Source organism: Nocardia sp. CDC160, assembly GCF_035818795.1.
Classification (GTDB): Bacteria; Actinomycetota; Actinomycetes; order Mycobacteriales; family Mycobacteriaceae; genus Nocardia.
Genome location: NZ_JAYKYT010000001.1, coordinates 485247 through 503296, shown reverse-complemented (window position 1 = coordinate 503296; position 18050 = coordinate 485247). Strand labels below are relative to the sequence as shown.

General features: G+C 67.3%; 25 protein-coding genes. 19 read left to right on the top strand and 6 right to left on the bottom strand.

What is annotated here, in order from left to right:
• Nucleotides 1-6: 6 nt before the first annotated feature.
• A complete protein-coding gene (locus tag VMT40_RS02205) occupies nucleotides 7-1488 on the bottom strand; it encodes an aldehyde dehydrogenase family protein (RefSeq protein ID WP_326356296.1) in 1482 nt (493 codons plus the stop codon).
• A 353-nt stretch (nucleotides 1489-1841) separates the two neighbouring features.
• Between VMT40_RS02205 and VMT40_RS02200 the strand changes: the two genes are divergently transcribed.
• The 4 genes from VMT40_RS02200 to VMT40_RS02185 all read left to right on the top strand — a co-directional run bounded on the left by VMT40_RS02200 (nucleotide 1842) and on the right by VMT40_RS02185 (nucleotide 5635).
• The gene (locus VMT40_RS02200) at nucleotides 1842-2852 is read left to right on the top strand and encodes an ATP-binding cassette domain-containing protein (protein ID WP_326356295.1); all 1011 of its coding nucleotides are present in this window, start codon (nucleotides 1842-1844) and stop codon (nucleotides 2850-2852) included.
• Nucleotides 2849-3658 carry an ABC transporter permease gene (locus VMT40_RS02195; protein ID WP_326356294.1) on the top strand — a complete coding sequence of 270 codons (810 nt, stop codon included), beginning with the start codon at nucleotides 2849-2851 and terminating at the stop codon, nucleotides 3656-3658. Before VMT40_RS02200 ends, VMT40_RS02195 begins: the two co-directional genes overlap by 4 nt.
• On the top strand, nucleotides 3655-4518 hold the full coding sequence (locus tag VMT40_RS02190) for an ABC transporter permease (RefSeq protein WP_442789886.1): 864 nt from the start codon (nucleotides 3655-3657) through the stop codon (nucleotides 4516-4518). The genes VMT40_RS02195 and VMT40_RS02190 overlap by 4 nt, the downstream gene beginning before the upstream one ends.
• A 91-nt stretch (nucleotides 4519-4609) precedes the next feature.
• Nucleotides 4610-5635 (top strand): SDR family oxidoreductase, encoded by a 1026-nt coding sequence (locus VMT40_RS02185; RefSeq protein ID WP_326356292.1) that lies wholly within the window; start codon nucleotides 4610-4612, stop codon nucleotides 5633-5635.
• Here VMT40_RS02185 and VMT40_RS02180 read toward each other — a convergent pair.
• Nucleotides 5601-6815: a lycopene cyclase family protein gene (locus VMT40_RS02180; RefSeq protein WP_326356291.1), complete on the bottom strand. Its 1215-nt coding sequence runs from the start codon at nucleotides 6813-6815 to the stop codon at nucleotides 5601-5603. The genes VMT40_RS02185 and VMT40_RS02180 overlap by 35 nt on opposite strands.
• Nucleotides 6816-6999: 184 nt before the next feature.
• On the opposite strand from VMT40_RS02180, the gene VMT40_RS02175 reads away from it, so the two are divergent.
• On the top strand, nucleotides 7000-7386 hold the full coding sequence (locus tag VMT40_RS02175; RefSeq protein WP_326356290.1) for a hypothetical protein: 387 nt from the start codon (nucleotides 7000-7002) through the stop codon (nucleotides 7384-7386).
• 67 nt (nucleotides 7387-7453) lie between these two features.
• On the opposite strand, the gene VMT40_RS02170 is transcribed toward VMT40_RS02175, so the two are convergent.
• The gene (locus VMT40_RS02170; protein ID WP_326356289.1) at nucleotides 7454-7930 is read right to left on the bottom strand and encodes a DUF5666 domain-containing protein; all 477 of its coding nucleotides are present in this window, start codon (nucleotides 7928-7930) and stop codon (nucleotides 7454-7456) included.
• 88 nt (nucleotides 7931-8018) lie between these two features.
• On the bottom strand, nucleotides 8019-8495 hold the full coding sequence (locus VMT40_RS02165) for a hotdog fold domain-containing protein (protein WP_326356288.1): 477 nt from the start codon (nucleotides 8493-8495) through the stop codon (nucleotides 8019-8021).
• A gap of 202 nt (nucleotides 8496-8697) precedes the next feature.
• Here VMT40_RS02165 and VMT40_RS02160 point away from each other — a divergent pair, with 202 nt between their 5' ends.
• The 13 genes from VMT40_RS02160 to VMT40_RS02100 all read left to right on the top strand — a co-directional run bounded on the left by VMT40_RS02160 (nucleotide 8698) and on the right by VMT40_RS02100 (nucleotide 15679).
• Entirely contained in the window at nucleotides 8698-9105 is a 408-nt protein-coding gene (locus VMT40_RS02160; protein WP_326356287.1) for a hypothetical protein, read from the top strand.
• Between the two features lie 512 nt (nucleotides 9106-9617).
• On the top strand, nucleotides 9618-9923 hold the full coding sequence (gene rpsJ / locus VMT40_RS02155) for a 30S ribosomal protein S10 (protein ID WP_003938093.1): 306 nt from the start codon (nucleotides 9618-9620) through the stop codon (nucleotides 9921-9923).
• A 14-nt stretch (nucleotides 9924-9937) separates the two neighbouring features.
• Entirely contained in the window at nucleotides 9938-10603 is a 666-nt protein-coding gene (rplC, locus tag VMT40_RS02150; RefSeq protein WP_326309620.1) for a 50S ribosomal protein L3, read from the top strand.
• On the top strand, nucleotides 10600-11271 hold the full coding sequence (gene rplD / locus VMT40_RS02145; RefSeq protein WP_326356286.1) for a 50S ribosomal protein L4: 672 nt from the start codon (nucleotides 10600-10602) through the stop codon (nucleotides 11269-11271). Before rplC ends, rplD begins: the two co-directional genes overlap by 4 nt.
• Nucleotides 11268-11573, top strand: coding sequence for a 50S ribosomal protein L23 (rplW, locus tag VMT40_RS02140; protein ID WP_014981657.1), 306 nt, complete (start codon nucleotides 11268-11270; stop codon nucleotides 11571-11573). Before rplD ends, rplW begins: the two co-directional genes overlap by 4 nt.
• 33 nt (nucleotides 11574-11606) lie before the next feature.
• The gene (rplB, locus tag VMT40_RS02135) at nucleotides 11607-12437 is read left to right on the top strand and encodes a 50S ribosomal protein L2 (protein WP_326309618.1); all 831 of its coding nucleotides are present in this window, start codon (nucleotides 11607-11609) and stop codon (nucleotides 12435-12437) included.
• 14 nt (nucleotides 12438-12451) lie between these two features.
• Nucleotides 12452-12733, top strand: coding sequence for a 30S ribosomal protein S19 (gene rpsS / locus VMT40_RS02130; protein ID WP_019931198.1), 282 nt, complete (start codon nucleotides 12452-12454; stop codon nucleotides 12731-12733).
• On the top strand, nucleotides 12730-13131 hold the full coding sequence (gene rplV / locus VMT40_RS02125) for a 50S ribosomal protein L22 (protein WP_326309617.1): 402 nt from the start codon (nucleotides 12730-12732) through the stop codon (nucleotides 13129-13131). The genes rpsS and rplV overlap by 4 nt, the downstream gene beginning before the upstream one ends.
• Complete coding sequence (rpsC, locus tag VMT40_RS02120; protein ID WP_040804208.1) at nucleotides 13132-13938, top strand: 30S ribosomal protein S3; 807 nt, start codon at nucleotides 13132-13134, stop codon at nucleotides 13936-13938.
• Between the two features lie 3 nt (nucleotides 13939-13941).
• Nucleotides 13942-14358, top strand: coding sequence for a 50S ribosomal protein L16 (rplP, locus tag VMT40_RS02115; protein ID WP_181582972.1), 417 nt, complete (start codon nucleotides 13942-13944; stop codon nucleotides 14356-14358).
• Nucleotides 14358-14597: a 50S ribosomal protein L29 gene (gene rpmC, locus VMT40_RS02110; RefSeq protein ID WP_120741277.1), complete on the top strand. Its 240-nt coding sequence runs from the start codon at nucleotides 14358-14360 to the stop codon at nucleotides 14595-14597. Before rplP ends, rpmC begins: the two co-directional genes overlap by 1 nt.
• Nucleotides 14594-14890: a 30S ribosomal protein S17 gene (gene rpsQ, locus VMT40_RS02105; RefSeq protein WP_039776446.1), complete on the top strand. Its 297-nt coding sequence runs from the start codon at nucleotides 14594-14596 to the stop codon at nucleotides 14888-14890. Before rpmC ends, rpsQ begins: the two co-directional genes overlap by 4 nt.
• Before the next feature lie 252 nt (nucleotides 14891-15142).
• Complete coding sequence (locus VMT40_RS02100) at nucleotides 15143-15679, top strand: hypothetical protein (protein ID WP_326356285.1); 537 nt, start codon at nucleotides 15143-15145, stop codon at nucleotides 15677-15679.
• A 3-nt stretch (nucleotides 15680-15682) separates the two neighbouring features.
• Here VMT40_RS02100 and VMT40_RS02095 read toward each other — a convergent pair whose 3' ends face one another.
• Both VMT40_RS02095 and VMT40_RS02090 read right to left on the bottom strand, forming a co-directional pair.
• Nucleotides 15683-16078 (bottom strand): VOC family protein, encoded by a 396-nt coding sequence (locus tag VMT40_RS02095; RefSeq protein WP_326356284.1) that lies wholly within the window; start codon nucleotides 16076-16078, stop codon nucleotides 15683-15685.
• 72 nt (nucleotides 16079-16150) lie between these two features.
• On the bottom strand, nucleotides 16151-16609 hold the full coding sequence (locus VMT40_RS02090) for a MarR family winged helix-turn-helix transcriptional regulator (RefSeq protein ID WP_326356283.1): 459 nt from the start codon (nucleotides 16607-16609) through the stop codon (nucleotides 16151-16153).
• A gap of 142 nt (nucleotides 16610-16751) precedes the next feature.
• Between VMT40_RS02090 and VMT40_RS02085 the strand changes: the two genes are divergently transcribed.
• Complete coding sequence (locus tag VMT40_RS02085; RefSeq protein ID WP_326356282.1) at nucleotides 16752-17978, top strand: MFS transporter; 1227 nt, start codon at nucleotides 16752-16754, stop codon at nucleotides 17976-17978.
• Nucleotides 17979-18050 lie beyond the last annotated feature (72 nt).

Below are 18050 nucleotides of genomic sequence, written 5' to 3'. Positions count from 1 at the left end.
CGGGTTTCAGACCCGGTGTCGGAGCCGGAACAGGGCGCGGGCCACGCGGAGTCGGCGCGGGTGTTTGTCGAAGGTGCCCAGGGTGATCTGGTCGGGCGGGTGCCTCTCGGTAATCGTCTGGGGGCGTGCGAATTCCCGCAGCGTCTGCGGATCGCGGATGCGTCCGGGGCCGTTGACGCCGTAGACCGGGGCCGAATTGACGGTGACCAGCTCGCTGCGCAACCGGGCGGCGAACGCCGGGACGCTGCGCACGTCGCGCGTGAAAACGGCGACGGTGCGCGGCTTCTCGGCGGCATTCACGCGCTCGGCGGCCTCGTCCATGGTGGCCACGCGATTGACCACCAGCACCGGGCCGACGGCCTCGCCGGTCACCGCGGTGCTCACCTCCGGGACCTCGGTGAGCACGATCGGCTCGATATAGGGCTCGCGAATCGATTCCAGGCTGCCGACCACCAGCTGCCCGCCCCGGGTGACGGCATCGCGAACCTGGCGGCGCACCACCTCGATTCGGCTGTCCTGGGTCATCGGGCCGTAGGAGGCGCGGCGATCCGCGCCCGGGCGCAGCCGCCGGGCCTGATCGGCCACCAGCTCCAGAAACGGCTCGTACACCGACTCGGCCACGTACACGCACTGCACGCCCGCGGGCTGCTGACCCGAATTCGCCATCGCGCCATAGACGGCCGCCGCCGCGGCCGCGTCGAGCTTGGCGTCGACCTGCACCACCATGGAGCCGCGGCCGCCCGGCTCGACGACCAGGGGAGTGGACGACTGCGCGGCCAGCGCGGTCACCTCCCGCGCACCCGCGCGCGAGCCCGCGTAGGCCAGCTTGTCCACGCGGGCGCGGCACAGTGCGGCGGCGGTCGAGCTGTCGCCCGTGACCACCTGCAGCACAGGCTGATTCGGGGCCAGGTGATTCCAGGTGTCGGCCAGCCACGCGCCGACGCCCGGGGTCAGCTCGCTGGGCTTGAACACCACCGCGTTGCCCGACGCCATCGCGCCCGCGATCGAATTCATCGGGGTGAGAACGGGATTGTGCCAGGGGCCCAGCACCCCGACCACGCCCAGCGGCAGATAGCCGACGGTGCCGGTGGGCGCGCGACGCAGCGTGGCGCTCAGGCGGCGGCCGCGGCCCAGCGTCTTCTCGGCATGGCGCGCAACCCAATCCAGGTGTTCCACCGCCAGCGTCACCTCGAGAGCCGCGTCCAGGCGCGGCTTGCCGGTCTCGCTCGAGATCAGTTCCACCAGATCGCGGGTACCGCGGGCCAGGCTGCGCTTCCAATCCAGCAGCCAGCGCTTGCGTCCGTCGAATCCCAGTGCGGCCCACCATTGTTCGGCGCTGCGCGCGGATCGGACGGTGCGGGTCACCTCGCCCGGGCCCATGCTGGCGTACTCGCCCACGACCTCCCCGGTACGCGGATCGTAGGACGTCAACAACTTGGAACGGCCCGCACCGGCGCGCCCTGTTGTCGGCTGCGCCGACTCGGCCATGGTCAACCTCTCGTGGCCTGTGAGTATCTCTCCCCGCCAAAAGACTATGGTTCGAGTCGCAGATGCGACAAGGTAGCGAAATCGCCGCATACCGGCCGGTCTGCGCCGGGAGCAGCGGCTATTCGAGAACCCATCGGTTTGTGACCAAGCGCACAGTTTGGAAATCGCTGCTTCGGCTAAGAAACACCCTCTCTTCGGATGCGCCGGTAACATCACGCCCGGCGGTGTGGATCATCCCTGCGGGCAATAGCAACCTTGTCCCCGGAACGGTATCCACTTATCCCTGCGGGATGCGGGGACCCGCCGCAATGGGGCGACATCGTTCAGCCCGAACAGCCGATAGTGGAGAGTTGATGCCCAGCTTGGACAGACCGGAACCCGCAGCACCCGACGATCCGGCCGTTTACGTCGAAGACGTCCGCAAGTCCTTCGGCGACGTGCACGCGCTGCAGGGGATCAGCTTCACCGCCGCCCGCGGCCAGGTGCTCGGCATTCTCGGCCCCAACGGGGCGGGCAAGACCACCACGGTGAAGATCCTGTCCACCCTGCTGCGCCCCGACTCCGGCATCGCCCGCATCGCCGGACACGACGTCCGCGCCGATCCCGCCGCCGTCCGCCGGTCCATCATGATGACCGGCCAGTACGCGGCCCTCGACGAAAACCTCTCCGGCCGTGAGAACCTCGAGCTCTTCGGCCGCCTCATGGGCCTGCCCCGCAAGGCCGCCCGGCAGCGCGCCGACAACCTGCTCGAGGAATTCGACCTCACCGGCGCGGGCCGCCGCGCGGTGCGCCACTACTCCGGCGGCATGCGGCGGCGCGTCGACATCGCCTGCGGTCTGGTGGTCCGGCCCGAGGTGGTGTTCCTCGACGAACCCACCACCGGCCTGGATCCGCGCTCGCGCCAAGGTGTCTGGGACCTGGTCACCGCGCTCAAGAATCAGGGCATCACGGTCCTGCTGACCACGCAGTACCTCGAAGAGGCCGACGTCCTCAGCGACAACATCATCGTCATCGACAAGGGCACGGTCATCGCGGAGGGCACCGCGGACGCGCTCAAGGAGAAGACCGGTGGCAGCTACTGCGAGGTCGTGCCGCTGGACCCCAAGCAGCTGACCACCGCCGCCGACGCGCTCGGCGATCTGGTGCCCGCGGCGGTCCGCGCCGAACTTGCGGGCTCCGACCGGCTTTCGATTCCGGCCCCGGAGGGCGCGGTCACGCTGTCGGAGGCGCTGCGCCGACTCGACAGCGCCGGGGTGCGGCTCGCGGACATCGGCCTGCGTCGACCCTCACTCGACGATGTGTTCCTCACTCTCACCGGACACTCCGGGACCAAGGAAACCGCGCAGTCGGACGGCGCGGCATGACCGCCGCCGCGGCCGACGCCGCCGACCTCTTCGCCGGGGTACCGCCCGCCCGGCCCAACAGCCTCGCGCAGTGGCGCGCGCTCACCGGACGCATCGTCTGGGTGATGGCCACCAAGGGCGAACTCGTTGTGGCGGTCATCGTGCCGTTGGTCTTCACCCTCGGCTTCTATCTGCCGCTGAAGTACGTCATGCAGTTCCAGGGCATCAACTACGCGCAGTTCGTCATGCCGATCATCGTGCTGCAGACCATGTCCTTCACCATGATGTCGAACGCGCAGCTGGCCGCGTTCGAGGCCATGACCGGGCTCAACACCCGCATGCAGACCATGCCCATCGGAACGATGGTGCCGCTGCTGTCCCGGATGTCCGCCGGATTCGTACGGTCGGTCGTCTCGCTCATCGCGGCCCTGGGCTGGGGACACATGATCGGCTTCCGGTTCGTCGCCGGATGGGGACAGGCCGTGCTGTTCTGCGTGTTCTCCCTGGCCGTCGGAACCGTGCTGGCCATTGGCGCGGACGGGTTGGGTTCGCTGACCAAGAGCCCCGAATCCCTGACCCAGGCGCTGACGCTGCCGACCCTGATCTTCGGCATGCTGTCGTGCGGGTTCGTGCCCGAGGCCGGATTCCCGGTGTGGGTGCGGCCTTTCGTGCGCAATCAGCCGATCTCGCAGTTCTCCTTCGCGCTGCGCGACATGGCCCAGCACGGAGTGAGCTGGCATGTGCTGTGGGTGCCGCTGGTGTGGTTGATCGGCGCGGCGGTCGTGTTCACGCCGTTCGCGGTCTGGGCGAGTGTGAGGCGAGCATGAGTAGCGCGGTGACGACCGAAGTGACCGAACAGGATTCGTGGGCGGGGCATCGGCCGCTGCCCGTGGTGAAGGCGCGGTCGGAACGCTCGTTCGCGCTCTGGGTGGAACAGAGCGGGATCCAGTGCAAGCGCATGCTCATGGGCTGGATGCGCGACCCCTCGACCACCATTCAGACGCTGGTCTACCCGGCGGCCACGCTGATCATGTTCCGGATCGTGCTCGGCGACTCCATTCACAAGGCCATCAAAGAGCCCGCGATCTACGGCTTCGTGCCCCTGGTCATGCTGGTGGCCGCCATGTCCGGATCCATCGTGAGCGCACTCGGATTCAAGGTCGAGAAGGTCACCGGACTGCTCGGCCGCTTCCACACCATGCCCATCCACCGCGCCGCAGGACTGACCGGACGCCTGCTGGCCGAGGCCATCCGCGTGCTCATCACCTCGCTGTTCGTGCTCGTGGTCGGGCTGTGTCTGGGCTTCCGGTTCTGGTACGGGCCCGCGGCATCGATTGCCATGCTGGCGATTCCGATCCTGTTCGCGATCGGCTTCGCGGTCATGGTGACCGCGCTGGCCACGCTCACCGAGGGCGTCATGCTGGTCTCGATCGTCGGCATCGTCAACACCCTGCTGATGTTCTTCAACTCCGGATTCGTGCCGGTCTTCGCCTACCCGGTCTGGTTGCAGAAGACGGTGCAGAACCAGCCCATGAGCACCGCCATCGACGCCATGAAGGGGCTGTCCTACGACGGGCCCATCGCGACGCCGCTGTGGAAGACGCTGGCCTGGAGCCTCGGCATGATCGTGGTGTTCGCCTATCCGGCGGTGCGCGGCTACCGGCGGGCGGCGGAAACCGGAGCGTAGCTCGACGCGAAAATTCGCGTGGTGTGCGGGCTTTGGGCGGTTTGCCGAGCCCCGCTCGGGATGTGGCCCGGGTCACGTTAAGGTTGCCCCTATGGCTTACCTGGTTACCGGGGCAACTGGGTTCATCGGTCGATTTCTGGTTCCCGAACTCCTGAAACGCGGCGCGGACGTCCACGTGCTGGTACGTCCCGGCGAGGACTCGGTGCTGCGCTTCAACCGCTGCCTGCGCGAATGGGACGCCCGCGACCGGGTGCGCCCGGTGCGCGGCGACCTGGCCGCGCCCGGGCTCGGCATCGACTCGGGCTGGATTGCCGCACAGCGCGGTTCGATCGACCACGTCTTCCACCTGGCCGCTGGCTACGACAGCGTCGGTGCGGGCGGGACGCGGCGGGTGGTCGAACTCGCGGCGGAGCTGGAAGCCGGACGGCTGCACCACGTTTCGACGGCGCGCATCGCCGGGGCGTGGGAGGGGCTGTTCACCGAGGACATGACCGACGTCGGACAGCTGCTGCCCACGCCCTACCAGCGGGCCATGCTGCAGGCCGAAAAGGACGTGCGCGAGCAGACCGCGGTGCCGTGGCGGATCTACCGGCCCTCGATCGTGATCGGCCACTCCCGCACCGGCGAGATCGACCGCATCGACGGGCCGTACTACTTCTTCCGGCTGCTGCGCATGGCCGCCCAGCTGCCGCGCATCCTGCCGGTGGTCGCGCCCCGGCTCGGCGAAACCAATATGGTTCCGGTCGATTTCGTGGCCCGCGCACTGGACCACATCGCCCATCGCGCCGGGGACGGGCCGTCCACCTATCACCTGGTGGACCCGCGCGAACAGAGCGTCGCCGACGTGTTCAACCTCTTCGCCGACGAGGCCGGGGCCCCACACCTCATCGAGGTCATGCCCAAACAAACCCTCGACGTGACCCTGCGCGTACCCGGCATGGGCTGGGCCCTGCGACAGGTAGGCATCCCCTCCGACGTCATCGAGGACAGCGAATTCACCTGCCGCTTCGACTCCCGCCACACCGCCGCCGCCCTCGCGGGCACCGACATCAAGGTCCCGCCCCTGGCCGCCTACGCCGCGATCATCTGGAAGTACTGGATCGAGAACTGGGTGTGATCTGGGTGTCGGGGCGCTCGTAATCCCAATCCACCCAGCGGTTTCGGTTGGTCCAGCCGACCAGGTCGAAGCGCCAGCGGAAGGGCCAGGTGGTGGCGACCGTCATGAACAGGGCCGAACCCAGCGCGGTGTAGTCCTCGTGCGCGGACAGCAGGGCGCGCTGCTGGCGGGGCGGGCGGGTGAAGAACGCGTCGAACATGGCCTTGGACTGGGCGGTGGTCAACCGACCCAGGCCATAGACGCCGCGCATGCGCATCCAATGGACCAGTCGCGCCTGCCACGGCCACAGCGCCTCGATCGGATCGGTGCCGCGCTGCACCGCGTCGAGCGCGGTATCGACCAGCGACAGCGAATCGGCCACGCAGTACCCGGTGATCGGATGCATCATGCCGCCGCGCGAACCGAACGGAATCACCTGTCCGCGACCGGCTTTCGGTGGCAGCTCGTCCAGCGGATAGTGCGCCGCCTCGGTCGGCTCGTCGCCGCGCAGTCGAATCCCGTGCGCCGCAAGCCGATTCAGCGTACGCCGCCGCAACTCGTGCTGCGGCATGCCGCCGCGCAGCCCGAGGCTGGTCTCCTCGAAGATCACCGTGCCATCGCCCAGCGGCACCGAGTACAGGAACGACGGCGGCTCGTCCGGACCCGCCCCGTTCTCGTCGCGCCAATCCAGCAGCAGCCCCTCGCCCTCGCGCACCATGGGCGCGGCAATGTCCTCGTCCACGAAAATGCCGTGCGCGCTGGCCGTCCGCCGCGCTCCCGGCGCGGCCTGACCCCGGGTGTCGAACACGGTCGCCGCCCGCACCTCGGTCCCGTCGGCCAACTCCACCCGATGCGCCTCCACCGTCCGTGCCCGCCCGGTCACCACCGTGGCGTCGTCCAACGGCAGCGCCTCGAACAACCCCCGCTTGGACAGCACGCAATACGGCCGCGGAATTCGATGCTCGCTCGACGTCCACACCACCGGCGCCTCGATCCGGCTGGCAATCGCCCCCCGCCCCAACCACTCCGGCAACTCATCCACCCAACACGAATACGTCGGCCCCCACAGCCGCGTAGGCCGCGGATCCACCGCCACCACCCGCATCCCCGCCACCATCGCCCGATGCGCCAACGCCCGCCCCGTAGGCCCGAGCCCCACCACACACACGTCGGCCGCCCCGCCGACCTCCCGGCCACTCATACGTCGCATTCAAACAGCCCCGCCCACCCCACACCAGGCCGCGTCCCGCTTCGCTCCCCGGTGGTCCGCGGGTCCCGTGCTCGGATACGAGGCTGGCTCGTGGCCGAAATCGGCGGTCGCGGGCGGCTGATCAGTAGGATTCTGTGAATTCGCGGCCATGAACGGGTCGATCCAGGAGGAGTCGATGAGCCAATTCGGGGCTCCGGGACAGCCACCCATGCGGCCCGCGCACATTCCCGGCGGCACGCCGCGCGACGACCGCCGCTACTGGTGGGTGCCCGCCACCGTCTCCACCGGCCTGTCCATCCTGGGCCTGATGGTGTGCTTCGCGGCCATGGTGCTCAGCGCCTTCGCGACCGACTCGTGCAACGGGCGCGATACCTGCCCGCGGACCTACGGTCACCTCGATATCGCCGAGATGCTGGTGCTGTTCGGGGTGTTGGCGATGGTCGGACAGTGGGTGCCCGCCTACTGGTCGCCGTGGGTGGTGCGGATCGGGCTGGCGATCCTGCCGATCGTGCTGATCATCGCCGCGGTGGCCATGTTCCTGACCACTCCGGCGGGTAGTTGATGACGGCAAGTCCGTTGCGTGGCAACGGGCTTGCCGATTGGTATCGATTTCGGATCTAAGTGGGAGCTCACTTGGCCGGTGTCGCGGGCGGGGTGGCGGTAGCCGAACCCGGCGGTGTCCCGTGGTCGCGGGCGTGGAGGATGCGGGTTGCGGTGATGGTGCCGTTGGATTCTTGGCCCTGGACCATGATCTGGTCGCCGACGGCGAATTGGGCGGCGGTCTCGCTCTTGGCCTTGGTGCCGAATTCCGTTGTGGGGGAGATGGTCACGGTCTCGGTGCTGCCGTCGCGCTTGGTGATCATCCAGGAACCGGAGCCCTCGGTGGTGATCGTGCCGCCGACGCCCCGCGCGCCGTCGCGATGCCCGCCCGGCCCCTGCTCCTGGCCGCCCTTGGCGGTGTGCTCACTCGACGAACCGCAGGCCACCAGGCCCAACGTGGCCGCGATGCCCAGCGCCGAACCCACCAGGGCGAGGGTGAGGCGACCGGGCCGACGCCGCCCGCGAGGGGGTTGGGAACCGTCCGCGGCAGGGATTGAATCTGTCATGGCGGCAACGCTATTGACGGTAGCTGTGGGGTCCCTCGGCGTCGGCTGGTGAGTCACTTCCAGCCCGGTGTGACCATCCGGTCCGTATCTACTTGGGCGTCACCCACGTGGTGATGTCGGCGTGGACGACCTCGACGCCGTCCTTGTCGTAGATCGACACCGGCACCACCAGATCCTGGCCCTCGGTGATCTGCTCGAAGTCCGGCACCTCCGGCAACTTCGCCACCGCCCGCAGCCCCGAGTTCGCCTTGGCGAGGTACTGCACGTTCATGGCCTTCGGAATCCACCGATGGGTTTCCGGCACGGTTGCCTCCGACAGCATTCCCATCGCCACCTCGGCCAGATTGCACGCCGCGATCGCATGGAACGTCCCCAAATGGTTGTGAATCCCGAACCACTTCGGCGCGGTCACCTCGCACAACCCCGGCTCCAGCCGCACCACACTCGGCAACACCGTCCCGAAGTACGGCACCCGAGCCACCATCCCGAGCGAGAACAACGTATGCCCGATCCGATTGTCGGGAAGCTTCTTCCACCCGCGATAAGTAGCGGTCTCTTTAGCCATGGCCGGTATCTTACTCAGAAGTAAGTTCACTGGAACAGAGGACGGGCCGCTCGTACGGATCGGTCGGCGAATCGGTCATGGCGTCTGCTCGGCGCGCAAAACCAACCGGTTGCTTGTTAAATCGAACGGCCGCGCCGGGGGCGTGGCTGGGGGTCGGCGCCACGCTTGTCGGCGGTCGGGGAAATCAGGAGTTCTCGAAATCATGCGTATTCGCACCGCGGTGGCCACCGTCGGCATCGCACTCGCGGGGGCGGCCGCCGCCGCCACCGTGTCGGCCGGTTCGGCCGCGGCCTTCACGCCGTACATCAACCCGGGCAACGGCATCCTCGTGGCGGTGGACCTCAACCACGATGAGACCGTGGCGCTGGCCCACAGCTGGATCCCGGCGGCGATCACCCAGATCAACCAGGCCAACAATCGGATCGCGCTGGATCCCACCTTCTCCCGGATGGGGGTGGGCGACGGGATGGTGTACCCCACCATGTCCACGGCTGTCGGCGAGGCCGCGCAGACCCCCGGCGGGCAGGTGAGTCTGGCCGTGACCGACCCCGCCCAGTTCCGCGGCGGCAACTTCCTCCTGATCGAGGATCTCGGCGGCTGGGACTACTGATCGGTCTTCGCGATGGCCGGTGTGCGAGATCACTTCGCGCACCGGCCATCGCGCTGTTCACGCCCGGCTTGTCCGGGTCCGCGTCACCCGGTGTGAGCTGGGCCATCGGGTCGCGGGGTGGGGGAGGGGGCGATTTGAACTGGCCCCATGGCTCGAGGCATACTGTTCGGGTTGCCCAGGCCGGGTTGCGTCGTTCTTCGGAAAAGATGCAGGTCCTGGGTGAGCAAGACCGAATTTTGCGCCCCGCCTGATTGCGGTGTGGGTGCGTCCGGGACACTGTTCCGAGGCTATAAGGATGCTGATCCGGGGCCGAGGAATGAGCGGCGAGGCGACACGCCCGACCGCGTGGACCGGATGAACCATGACAGATGAACAGCGGCGATGGATCGGGCCCGGGTGGGCCGGTCGTGTGGTGGCTGATGCGTCTTCGTGTGTTCGGGCTGTGCAAATGAGGGTGGTGTGAGAGCGAAAGCTCTTGGACCACAACGTAAGCGGAGAAAAGGACACTCAGCGTGGCGGGACAGAAGATCCGCATCAGGCTCAAGGCCTACGACCATGAGGCGATCGACGCGTCTGCGCGCAAGATCGTCGAGACGGTGACCCGTACCGGTGCCCGCGTCGTCGGCCCGGTGCCGTTGCCCACCGAGAAGAACGTGTACTGCGTCATCCGTTCGCCGCACAAGTACAAGGACTCGCGCGAACACTTCGAGATGCGTACCCACAAGCGGCTCATCGACATCCTCGACCCGACGCCGAAGACGGTTGACGCCCTGATGCGCATCGACCTGCCGGCCAGCGTCGACGTCAACATTCAGTGACGGGGACTTCGAATATGACTGACAACAAGACTCGTCCGGCCGCGGGCATCCTGGGCACCAAGCTCGGCATGACCCAGGTCTTCGACGAAAAGAACCGCGTCGTTCCCGTGACCGTCGTCAAGGCGGGCCCGAACGTCGTTACCCAGATCCGCACCCAGGAGCGCGACGGCTACGCCGCCATCCAGGTCGCCTACGGCGCCATCGACCCGCGCAAGGTGAACAAGCCGGTCTCCGGCCAGTTCGCCAAGGCCGGTGTCACCCCGCGCCGCCACATCGCCGAGCTGCGCGTCGCCGACGCCGCCGCCTTCGAGGTCGGCCAGGAGATCAACGCCGATGTCTTCGAGGCGGGCTCCTACGTCGACGTGACCGGCACCTCCAAGGGCAAGGGCTTCGCGGGCACCATGAAGCGCCACGGCTTCCGTGGCCAGGGTGCCTCGCACGGTGCGCAGGCCGTGCACCGCCGCCCGGGTTCCATCGGTGGTTGCTCCACCCCGGGCCGTGTCTTCAAGGGCATGCGCATGTCGGGCCGCATGGGTAACGACCGCGTCACCACGCAGAACCTCTCGGTCCACAAGGTGGACGCCGAGAACGGCCTGCTGCTGATCAAGGGCGCGATCCCGGGCCGCACCGGCGGCATCGTGATCGTCAAGAGTGCAGTGAAGGGTGGTGCCCGGGCATGAGCACCGAGACCAAGACCAACCTGACCCTCACGGTCAAGGCCGCTGGCGGCAAGACCGAGGGCACCGTCGAGCTCCCCGCGGAGATCTTCGACGTGACCGCGAACATCGCGCTGATGCACCAGGTCGTCGTGGCCCAGCAGGCCGCGGCTCGCCAGGGCACGCACGCCACCAAGACCCGGGGCATGGTCTCCGGCGGTGGCAAGAAGCCGTACCGCCAGAAGGGCACCGGCCGCGCGCGCCAGGGTTCGACCCGTGCGCCGCAGTTCGCCGGCGGTGGCACCGTCCACGGCCCGCAGCCGCGTGACTACTCGCAGCGTCTGCCCAAGAAGATGAAGGTCGCCGCGCTGCGTGGCGCCCTGTCGGACCGGGCTCGCAACGAGCGCATCCACGTGATCACCGAACTGGTCGCGGGCCAGACCCCGTCGACCAAGTCCGCCAAGTCGTTCCTCGCCGAGCTGTCGAACCGGAAGAACATCCTGGTCGTCGTCGGTCGCGAGGATGTCACCGCGTGGAAGAGCGTGGCGAACCTGCAGGGCGTGCACCCGATCGCCCCCGACCAGCTGAACACCTACGACGTCCTGAAGTCGGACGAGATCGTGTTCTCGGTCGAGGCGCTCAACGCCTTCGTGCACGGCCCGGCCGAAGCTGCACAGGAGGAGAGCAAGTGACCACCATCGCCGATCCCCGCGACATCCTGCTCGCGCCGGTGATCTCCGAGAAGTCCTACGGGCTGATCGAAGAAGGCACCTACACCTTCCTGGTGCACCCGGATTCGAACAAGACGCAGATCAAGATCGCCGTTGAGAAGGTTTTCGGTGTGAAGGTCACGAGCGTCAACACCGCCAACCGTCAGGGCAAGCGCAAGCGGACCCGCTTCGGTTACGGCAAGCGCAAGGACACCAAGCGCGCGCTCGTGACCATCTCGGCCGACAGCAAGCCCATCGAGATCTTCGGAGGCCCGGTCGCGTAAGCGGCTGGAGCTCCAGAAAGCAGAGAAGAACTCATGGCAATCCGTAAGTACAAGCCGACGACCCCGGGTCGCCGCGGTGCTTCGGTCTCGGACTTCGCCGAGATCACCCGCTCGACCCCCGAGAAGTCGCTGCTGCGTCCGCTCACCAAGACCGGTGGCCGTAACGCGCAGGGCCGCATCACCACTCGTCACAAGGGTGGCGGCCACAAGCGCGCCTACCGTCTGATCGACTTCCGTCGACTGGACAAGGACGGCATCCCCGCCAAGGTCGCGCACATCGAGTACGACCCGAACCGCACCGCGAACATCGCGCTGCTGCACTTCGCGGACGGCGAGAAGCGCTACATCATCGCCCCCAAGGGCGTGACCCAGGGCACCCGCATCGAGTCGGGCCCGGGCGCGGACATCAAGCCGGGCAACAACCTGCCGCTGCGCTCCATCCCGACCGGTACCACCATTCACGCGGTGGAGCTGCGTCCGGGCGGCGGCGCCAAGCTGGCTCGCGCCGCGGGCATGTCCATCCAGCTGCTGGGTAAGGAAGGCGCCTACGCCGTCCTGCGTATGCCCTCCGGCGAGATCCGTCGCGTCGACGTGCGCTGCCGCGCCACCGTCGGCGAGGTCGGCAACGCCGAGCAGTCGAACATCAACTGGGGCAAGGCCGGCCGTATGCGGTGGAAGGGCGTTCGCCCAACCGTCCGTGGTGTGGTCATGAACCCGGTCGACCACCCGCACGGTGGTGGTGAGGGTAAGACCTCCGGTGGTCGCCACCCGGTCTCCCCGTGGGGCAAGCCCGAGGGCCGCACCCGTAAGCCCAACCGTCCGAGCGACAAGCTCATCGTCCGCCGCCGCGGCAAGAAGCGTTAAGGAGGAGGTCAGACATGCCACGCAGCCTCAAGAAGGGCCCGTTCGTCGACGAACACCTCCTCAAGAAGGTGGACGTCCAGAACGAGAAGGGCACGAAGCAGGTCATCAAGACCTGGTCGCGTCGTTCCACCATCATCCCGGATTTCATCGGTCACACGTTCTCGGTCCACGATGGCCGCAAGCACGTGCCGGTGTTCGTGTCCGAGAACATGGTTGGACACAAGCTCGGTGAATTCGCGCCGACTCGTACGTTCAAGAGCCACGTCAAGGAAGATCGGAAGAGCAAGCGGCGATGAGCACTGAAACTCAGAACCCGACCGCGCGCGCGACCGCGAAGCACGTTCGCGTGACCCCGATGAAGGCTCGCCGCGTCGTGGACATGGTCCGCGGCCAGCGAGTCGAGGACGCGCTGAACATCCTGAAGTTCGCGCCGCAGGCCGCCAGCGAGCCGGTCGCCAAGGTTGTCGCCTCGGCCGCCGCCAACGCGCAGAACAACCTGGGCCTGAACCCGGCGACCCTGGTCATCTCGACCGCGTTCGTCGACGAGGGCGCGACCATGAAGCGTTTCCAGCCGCGGGCCCAGGGCCGTGCGTTCCGGATTCGCAAGCGCACCAGCCACATCACCATCGAGGTCGAGAGCGTGCCCACCGCCGGCGCTGCCACTCGTAGCCGCCGGAAGGGAGGGGCAAAGTAAATGGGACAGAAGATCAATCCCCATGGCTTCCGCCTCGGTATCACCACCGACTGGAAGTCGCGTTGGTACGCGGACAAGCAGTACGCGGACTACGTGAAGGAAGACGTCGCGATCCGCAAGCTCCTCGCCAATGGCATGGAGCGGGCCGGTATCTCGAAGGTCGAGATCGAGCGCACCCGTGACCGTGTGCGTGTGGACATCCACACCGCGCGTCCGGGCATCGTGATCGGCCGTCGTGGCGCCGAGGCCGACCGCATTCGCGCCGAGCTGGAGAAGCTCACCAAGAAGCAGGTTCAGCTGAACATCCTCGAGGTCAAGAACCCCGAGTCGGACGCTCAGCTGGTTGCTCAGGGTGTGGCCGAGCAGCTGTCCAACCGTGTGGCGTTCCGTCGCGCGATGCGCAAGGCCATCCAGTCGGCCATGCGTTCGCCGAACGTCAAGGGCATCCGTGTGCAGTGCTCCGGCCGTCTCGGCGGCGCGGAAATGTCGCGCTCGGAGTTCTACCGTGAGGGTCGCGTGCCGCTGCACACGCTGCGCGCCGACATCGACTACGGCCTGTACGAGGCGAAGACCACCTTCGGCCGCATCGGCGTGAAGGTCTGGATCTACAAGGGCGACATCGTCGGCGGCAAGCGTGAGGTCACCGCGGTGGCCCCGTCCGGCCGCGACCGTGACGACCGCCCGCGTCGCGAGCGTCCGAGCCGTCCCCGTCGCAGCGGTGCCCAGGGCACCACCGCGACCAGCACTGAGGCCGGGCGTGCCGCGACTGCCGTCGCGGAGGCTCCGGCAGAGAACCAGGAGGGCTGACCTATGTTGATGCCCCGCAAGGTCAAGCACCGTAAGCAGCACCACCCGAAGCGCTCCGGTATGGCCAAGGGCGGCACCGCGGTTTCGTTCGGCGAGTACGGCATCCAGGCTCTGGAGCCCGCCTACGTGACCAACCGTCAGATCGAGTCCGCTCGTATCGCGATGACCCGCCACATCAAGCGTGGCGGCAAGGTCTGGATCAACATCTACCCGGACCGCCCGCTGACCAAGAAGCCGGCCGAAACCCGAATGGGTTCCGGTAAGGGTTCGCCCGAGTGGTGGATCGCGAACGTGAAGCCCGGTCGGGTCATGTTCGAGCTTTCGTACCCGAACGAGGAGACCGCTCGCGAGGCCCTGCGCCGCGCGATGCACAAGCTCCCGATGAAGTGCCGCATCGTGACCCGAGAGGAGCAGTTCTGATGGCTACCGCCAATCCGGCCGCAGAGCTCCGTGAGCTCGACAACGAGGCCCTCGTCGCGAAGCTGCGCGAATCCAAGGAAGAGCTGTTCAACCTGCGCTTCCAGATGGCGACCGGTCAGTTGCAGAACAACCGTCGCCTGCGTGTGGTCCGCCACGAGATCGCGCGCATCTACACGGTCATGCGCGAGCGCGAGCTCGGCCTGGCCTCCGGTCCTGAAGGCAAGGGAGACGCCGCATGAGCGACGTAAAGGGCCCGGCCAAGACGCCGGCCAAGCAGGAAGAGCGTGGCTCGCGCAAGGTGCGCATCGGCTACGTCGTTTCCGACAAGATGAACAAGACCATCGTGGTCGAGCTGGAAGATCGTGTGAAGCACCCGCTTTACGGCAAGATCATCCGCACCACCTCGAAGGTGAAGGCCCACGACGAGAACGAGATCGCCGGTGTCGGCGACCGCGTGCAGCTGATGGAGACCCGTCCGCTGTCCGCCACCAAGCGGTGGCGTCTGGTCGAGGTCCTGGAGAAGGCCAAGTAGGCCCGCTCCTCGACTGAAACGGTCGTAAGCGAAAGGCCCGCTTCCCATTTGGGAAGCGGGCCTTTCCTGTTTCTGAGTATTTTTCTGTGGGTGTGTAGTTGCCATGCGGGTAATTGGACGAGTGTGATCAAACCGAAACACTGTATATCCAAAGGGAATTGGCGTGTCGCCCCGGTCAAGCGCTAACTTTGATGAGCTATGAGGGATGCTGCAACGACTTCTGGTGCCTGGCGTACGAACTCCGATGAACCGGTGACCTTCCGCGACGCGTCCGTCGCGTGGGCCCTGGCCGCACATGAGGTGCTGGCCGAAATTGCTTCCGGCTACGGCCATTTCATCACGGTGAACGATCTCGCCGAGCAGATCCAGGAGATGTCCGGCATCCGGACGAATGCTCCCACCCGCACCTGGATGGACGCCATCCTGCGCAAGGTGGCGCGGCGCTGCCACAATGCGGGCGAGCCGCCGCTGACCGCCCTGTGTGTCAAGCAGAACCACAAGGTCAGCGAAAGCTACAAGTACGTCCTGGAATTGGCGCACCTGCCCATTCCCGCCGACCTCGAGGTGCACGCCGCGTACGCCCGCTGGCAGTGCTACGCGGCCTACGGCGCGGAGATCCCTTCCGACGGTGGCATTCCGCCGCTGATCCCGCGCGGTGGCGGTGCCCCGCGCCGCGTCACCGCGGCCGGTCCGGTCTCCACCCCGAAGCCCGAGCCGGAGGCCCGCAAGGCCGTGTGCAGCTCGTGCTTCACCGAGCTGCCCGCCAACGGCGTCTGCTACTACTGCTGACGCTCACGCGTCCTTATGGCAGACGGCTTCGAGCATGATCCCATCGAAGCCGTTCCAGAAGGTGGCGTAGTAGGGCGGCGGATACTGCGGGAATTCCCGTGGCGCGTGCAGGATTTCGTCCCCGCGCCCCGCCGCCCACTCGTGCACCCGCTCCACCGCCGCCCGCGTCGGCACCATGAACGCCAGATGCTGCAATCCCGGCAGCGCCCGTGAATACCCGGGCGATTCCGCGGGATAGAAGAACACATACGTCCCGATCTTCCCGCCCGCGGGCCAATACGCGACCTGAGTCTCATCCCCCAGCAGCGGCTCGTAATTCAGCAGCGGCATCAACTCGTCGTAGTACTTCCGCGCACCCGCCAAATCGCTGACATTGATCCCCAGATGTCCGAGAGGCATCCCCCGAACCTATCGATCAGGTCCCCCTCGCGCGAGAGCCGCACACCCCTCGATCTCGGGGGCATCCGTGAATCAGGTGCGGGCGCCGAGGGATTCGACGGTTTGGACCAGGGGGGCTAGTTCGGGGTTGCGGGAGGCGGCGGCGAGAGCCTCTCGGAGGGCGGTGTCGTTGGTGGGGCGGGCGGCTTCTAGGAGGGTGTGGCCCGCGTCGGTGACCTTGGTGTAGATGCCGCGGCGGTCGTCGGGGCAGAGGTAGCGGGAGAGCAGGCCGCGGTCCTCGAGGCGGGTGACCAGGCGGGTGGTGGCGGATTGGGAGAGGACGATCGCGTCGGCCACCTGCTTCATCTGGAGCATGCCGCCCTTGCCGTCGTGCTGGCGGGAGAGGACGTCGAGCAGGGAGTACTCGCGGACGCTGAGGCCGTGTGCCGACTGGAGGGCGCGCTCGACGTGGGCCTCGATCTTCCCGTGCAGCAGGGATAGCGCGCACCAGCCCTGGGCGAGGGCGGTCATGGCGGGATCGGTGGCGGTCATCGCGTTTCCTCTGGTCGGAGGGGGACTCAGACCAGGATAGACCACATCCGCGATAGCCCGCGCTTGCAAGTAACACGCGTCTGCAATTATTGTTGGCGCACGTAATGCGCTCTTGCAACTCTTTTGCTCGGAAGGTGTACCCATGCCACTCGCGCTACTCGCCCTCGCCATCGGGGCCTTCGGGATAGGCACCACGGAATTCGTCATCATGGGCGTGCTGCCCGAGGTCGCGGGCGACTTCGGGGTCTCCATCCCGACGGCGGGCTGGCTGGTCACCGGTTACGCGCTGGGCGTCATGCTCGGTGCGCCGATCATGACCGCACTCGGCACCAAGGTCTCGCGCAAGCGCATGCTCATGCTGCTGATGGGGCTGTTCATCGCCGGAAACCTGCTGTCCGCCCTCGCCCCGGTGTTCGGGATCATGCTGCTGGGCCGCGTGGTCGCCTCGCTGACGCACGGCGCGTTCTTCGGGATCGGATCGGTGGTGGCGGCTGACCTGGTCGCGCCCGAGAAGAAGGCGGGGGCGATCGCCATGATGTTCACCGGCCTCACCCTGGCCAATGTGATCGGCGTGCCGCTGGGGACGTTCATCGGTCAGAGTTCCAGTTGGCGAATCACTTTCGCGCTGGTGGCAGCGCTCGGCGTGGCCGGGCTGCTGGGCGTCGCCAAGCTGGTGCCGGATCTGCCGAAGCCCGAGGGCGTGCACCTGCGGCATGAACTGGCCGCGTTCAAGAACATTCAGGTGCTGCTGGCCTTGGCGATGACGGTGCTGGGCTTCGGCGGCGTGTTCGCGGCGATCACCTATATCGCGCCGATGATGACCGAGGCCGCCGGGTTCTCCGACGGGGCGGTCACCTGGCTGCTGGTGCTCTTCGGCGCGGGCATGTTCGTCGGGAACCTGGTGGGCGGCAGGTTCGCCGACCGCGCGCCCCTGCTCATGCTGGTGCTGCCGTTGGCCGGTTTGGCGGTCGCGCTGGGCCTGTTCACGGTGACCGCGCACGGCAAAGTGGCGGCGGCGGTGACGCTCTTCGCGATCGGCGTGCTCGGCTTCGCGACCGTGCCGTCCCTGCAGAAGCGGGTGCTGGATCAGGCCCATGCCGCCCCGACTCTGGCCTCGGCCATGAATATCGGCGCGTTCAATCTCGGGAACGCGATCGCGGCGTGGCTGGGCGGTGTGGTTATCGCGGCGGGATTCGGGTACACCTCCGCCAATTGGGTCGGTGTGGCGCTGGCGATTTCGGCCCTGCTGCTGGCGTTCCTCGCGGAAGCGCTACAGCGTCGCTCGCACAATGTTGCTGTGAATCCCGTTCCAGCAAACAATCTTTCGACAATTCCGGCGAACGAGGCGTACCGTACCGTCCATTCTTGAGCGCTTGTCGGGCCCGCGCTAACCTCGGCGAAGTGTCCGGATTCGGGCACGGTTAATCGAGCGCGATCGGTG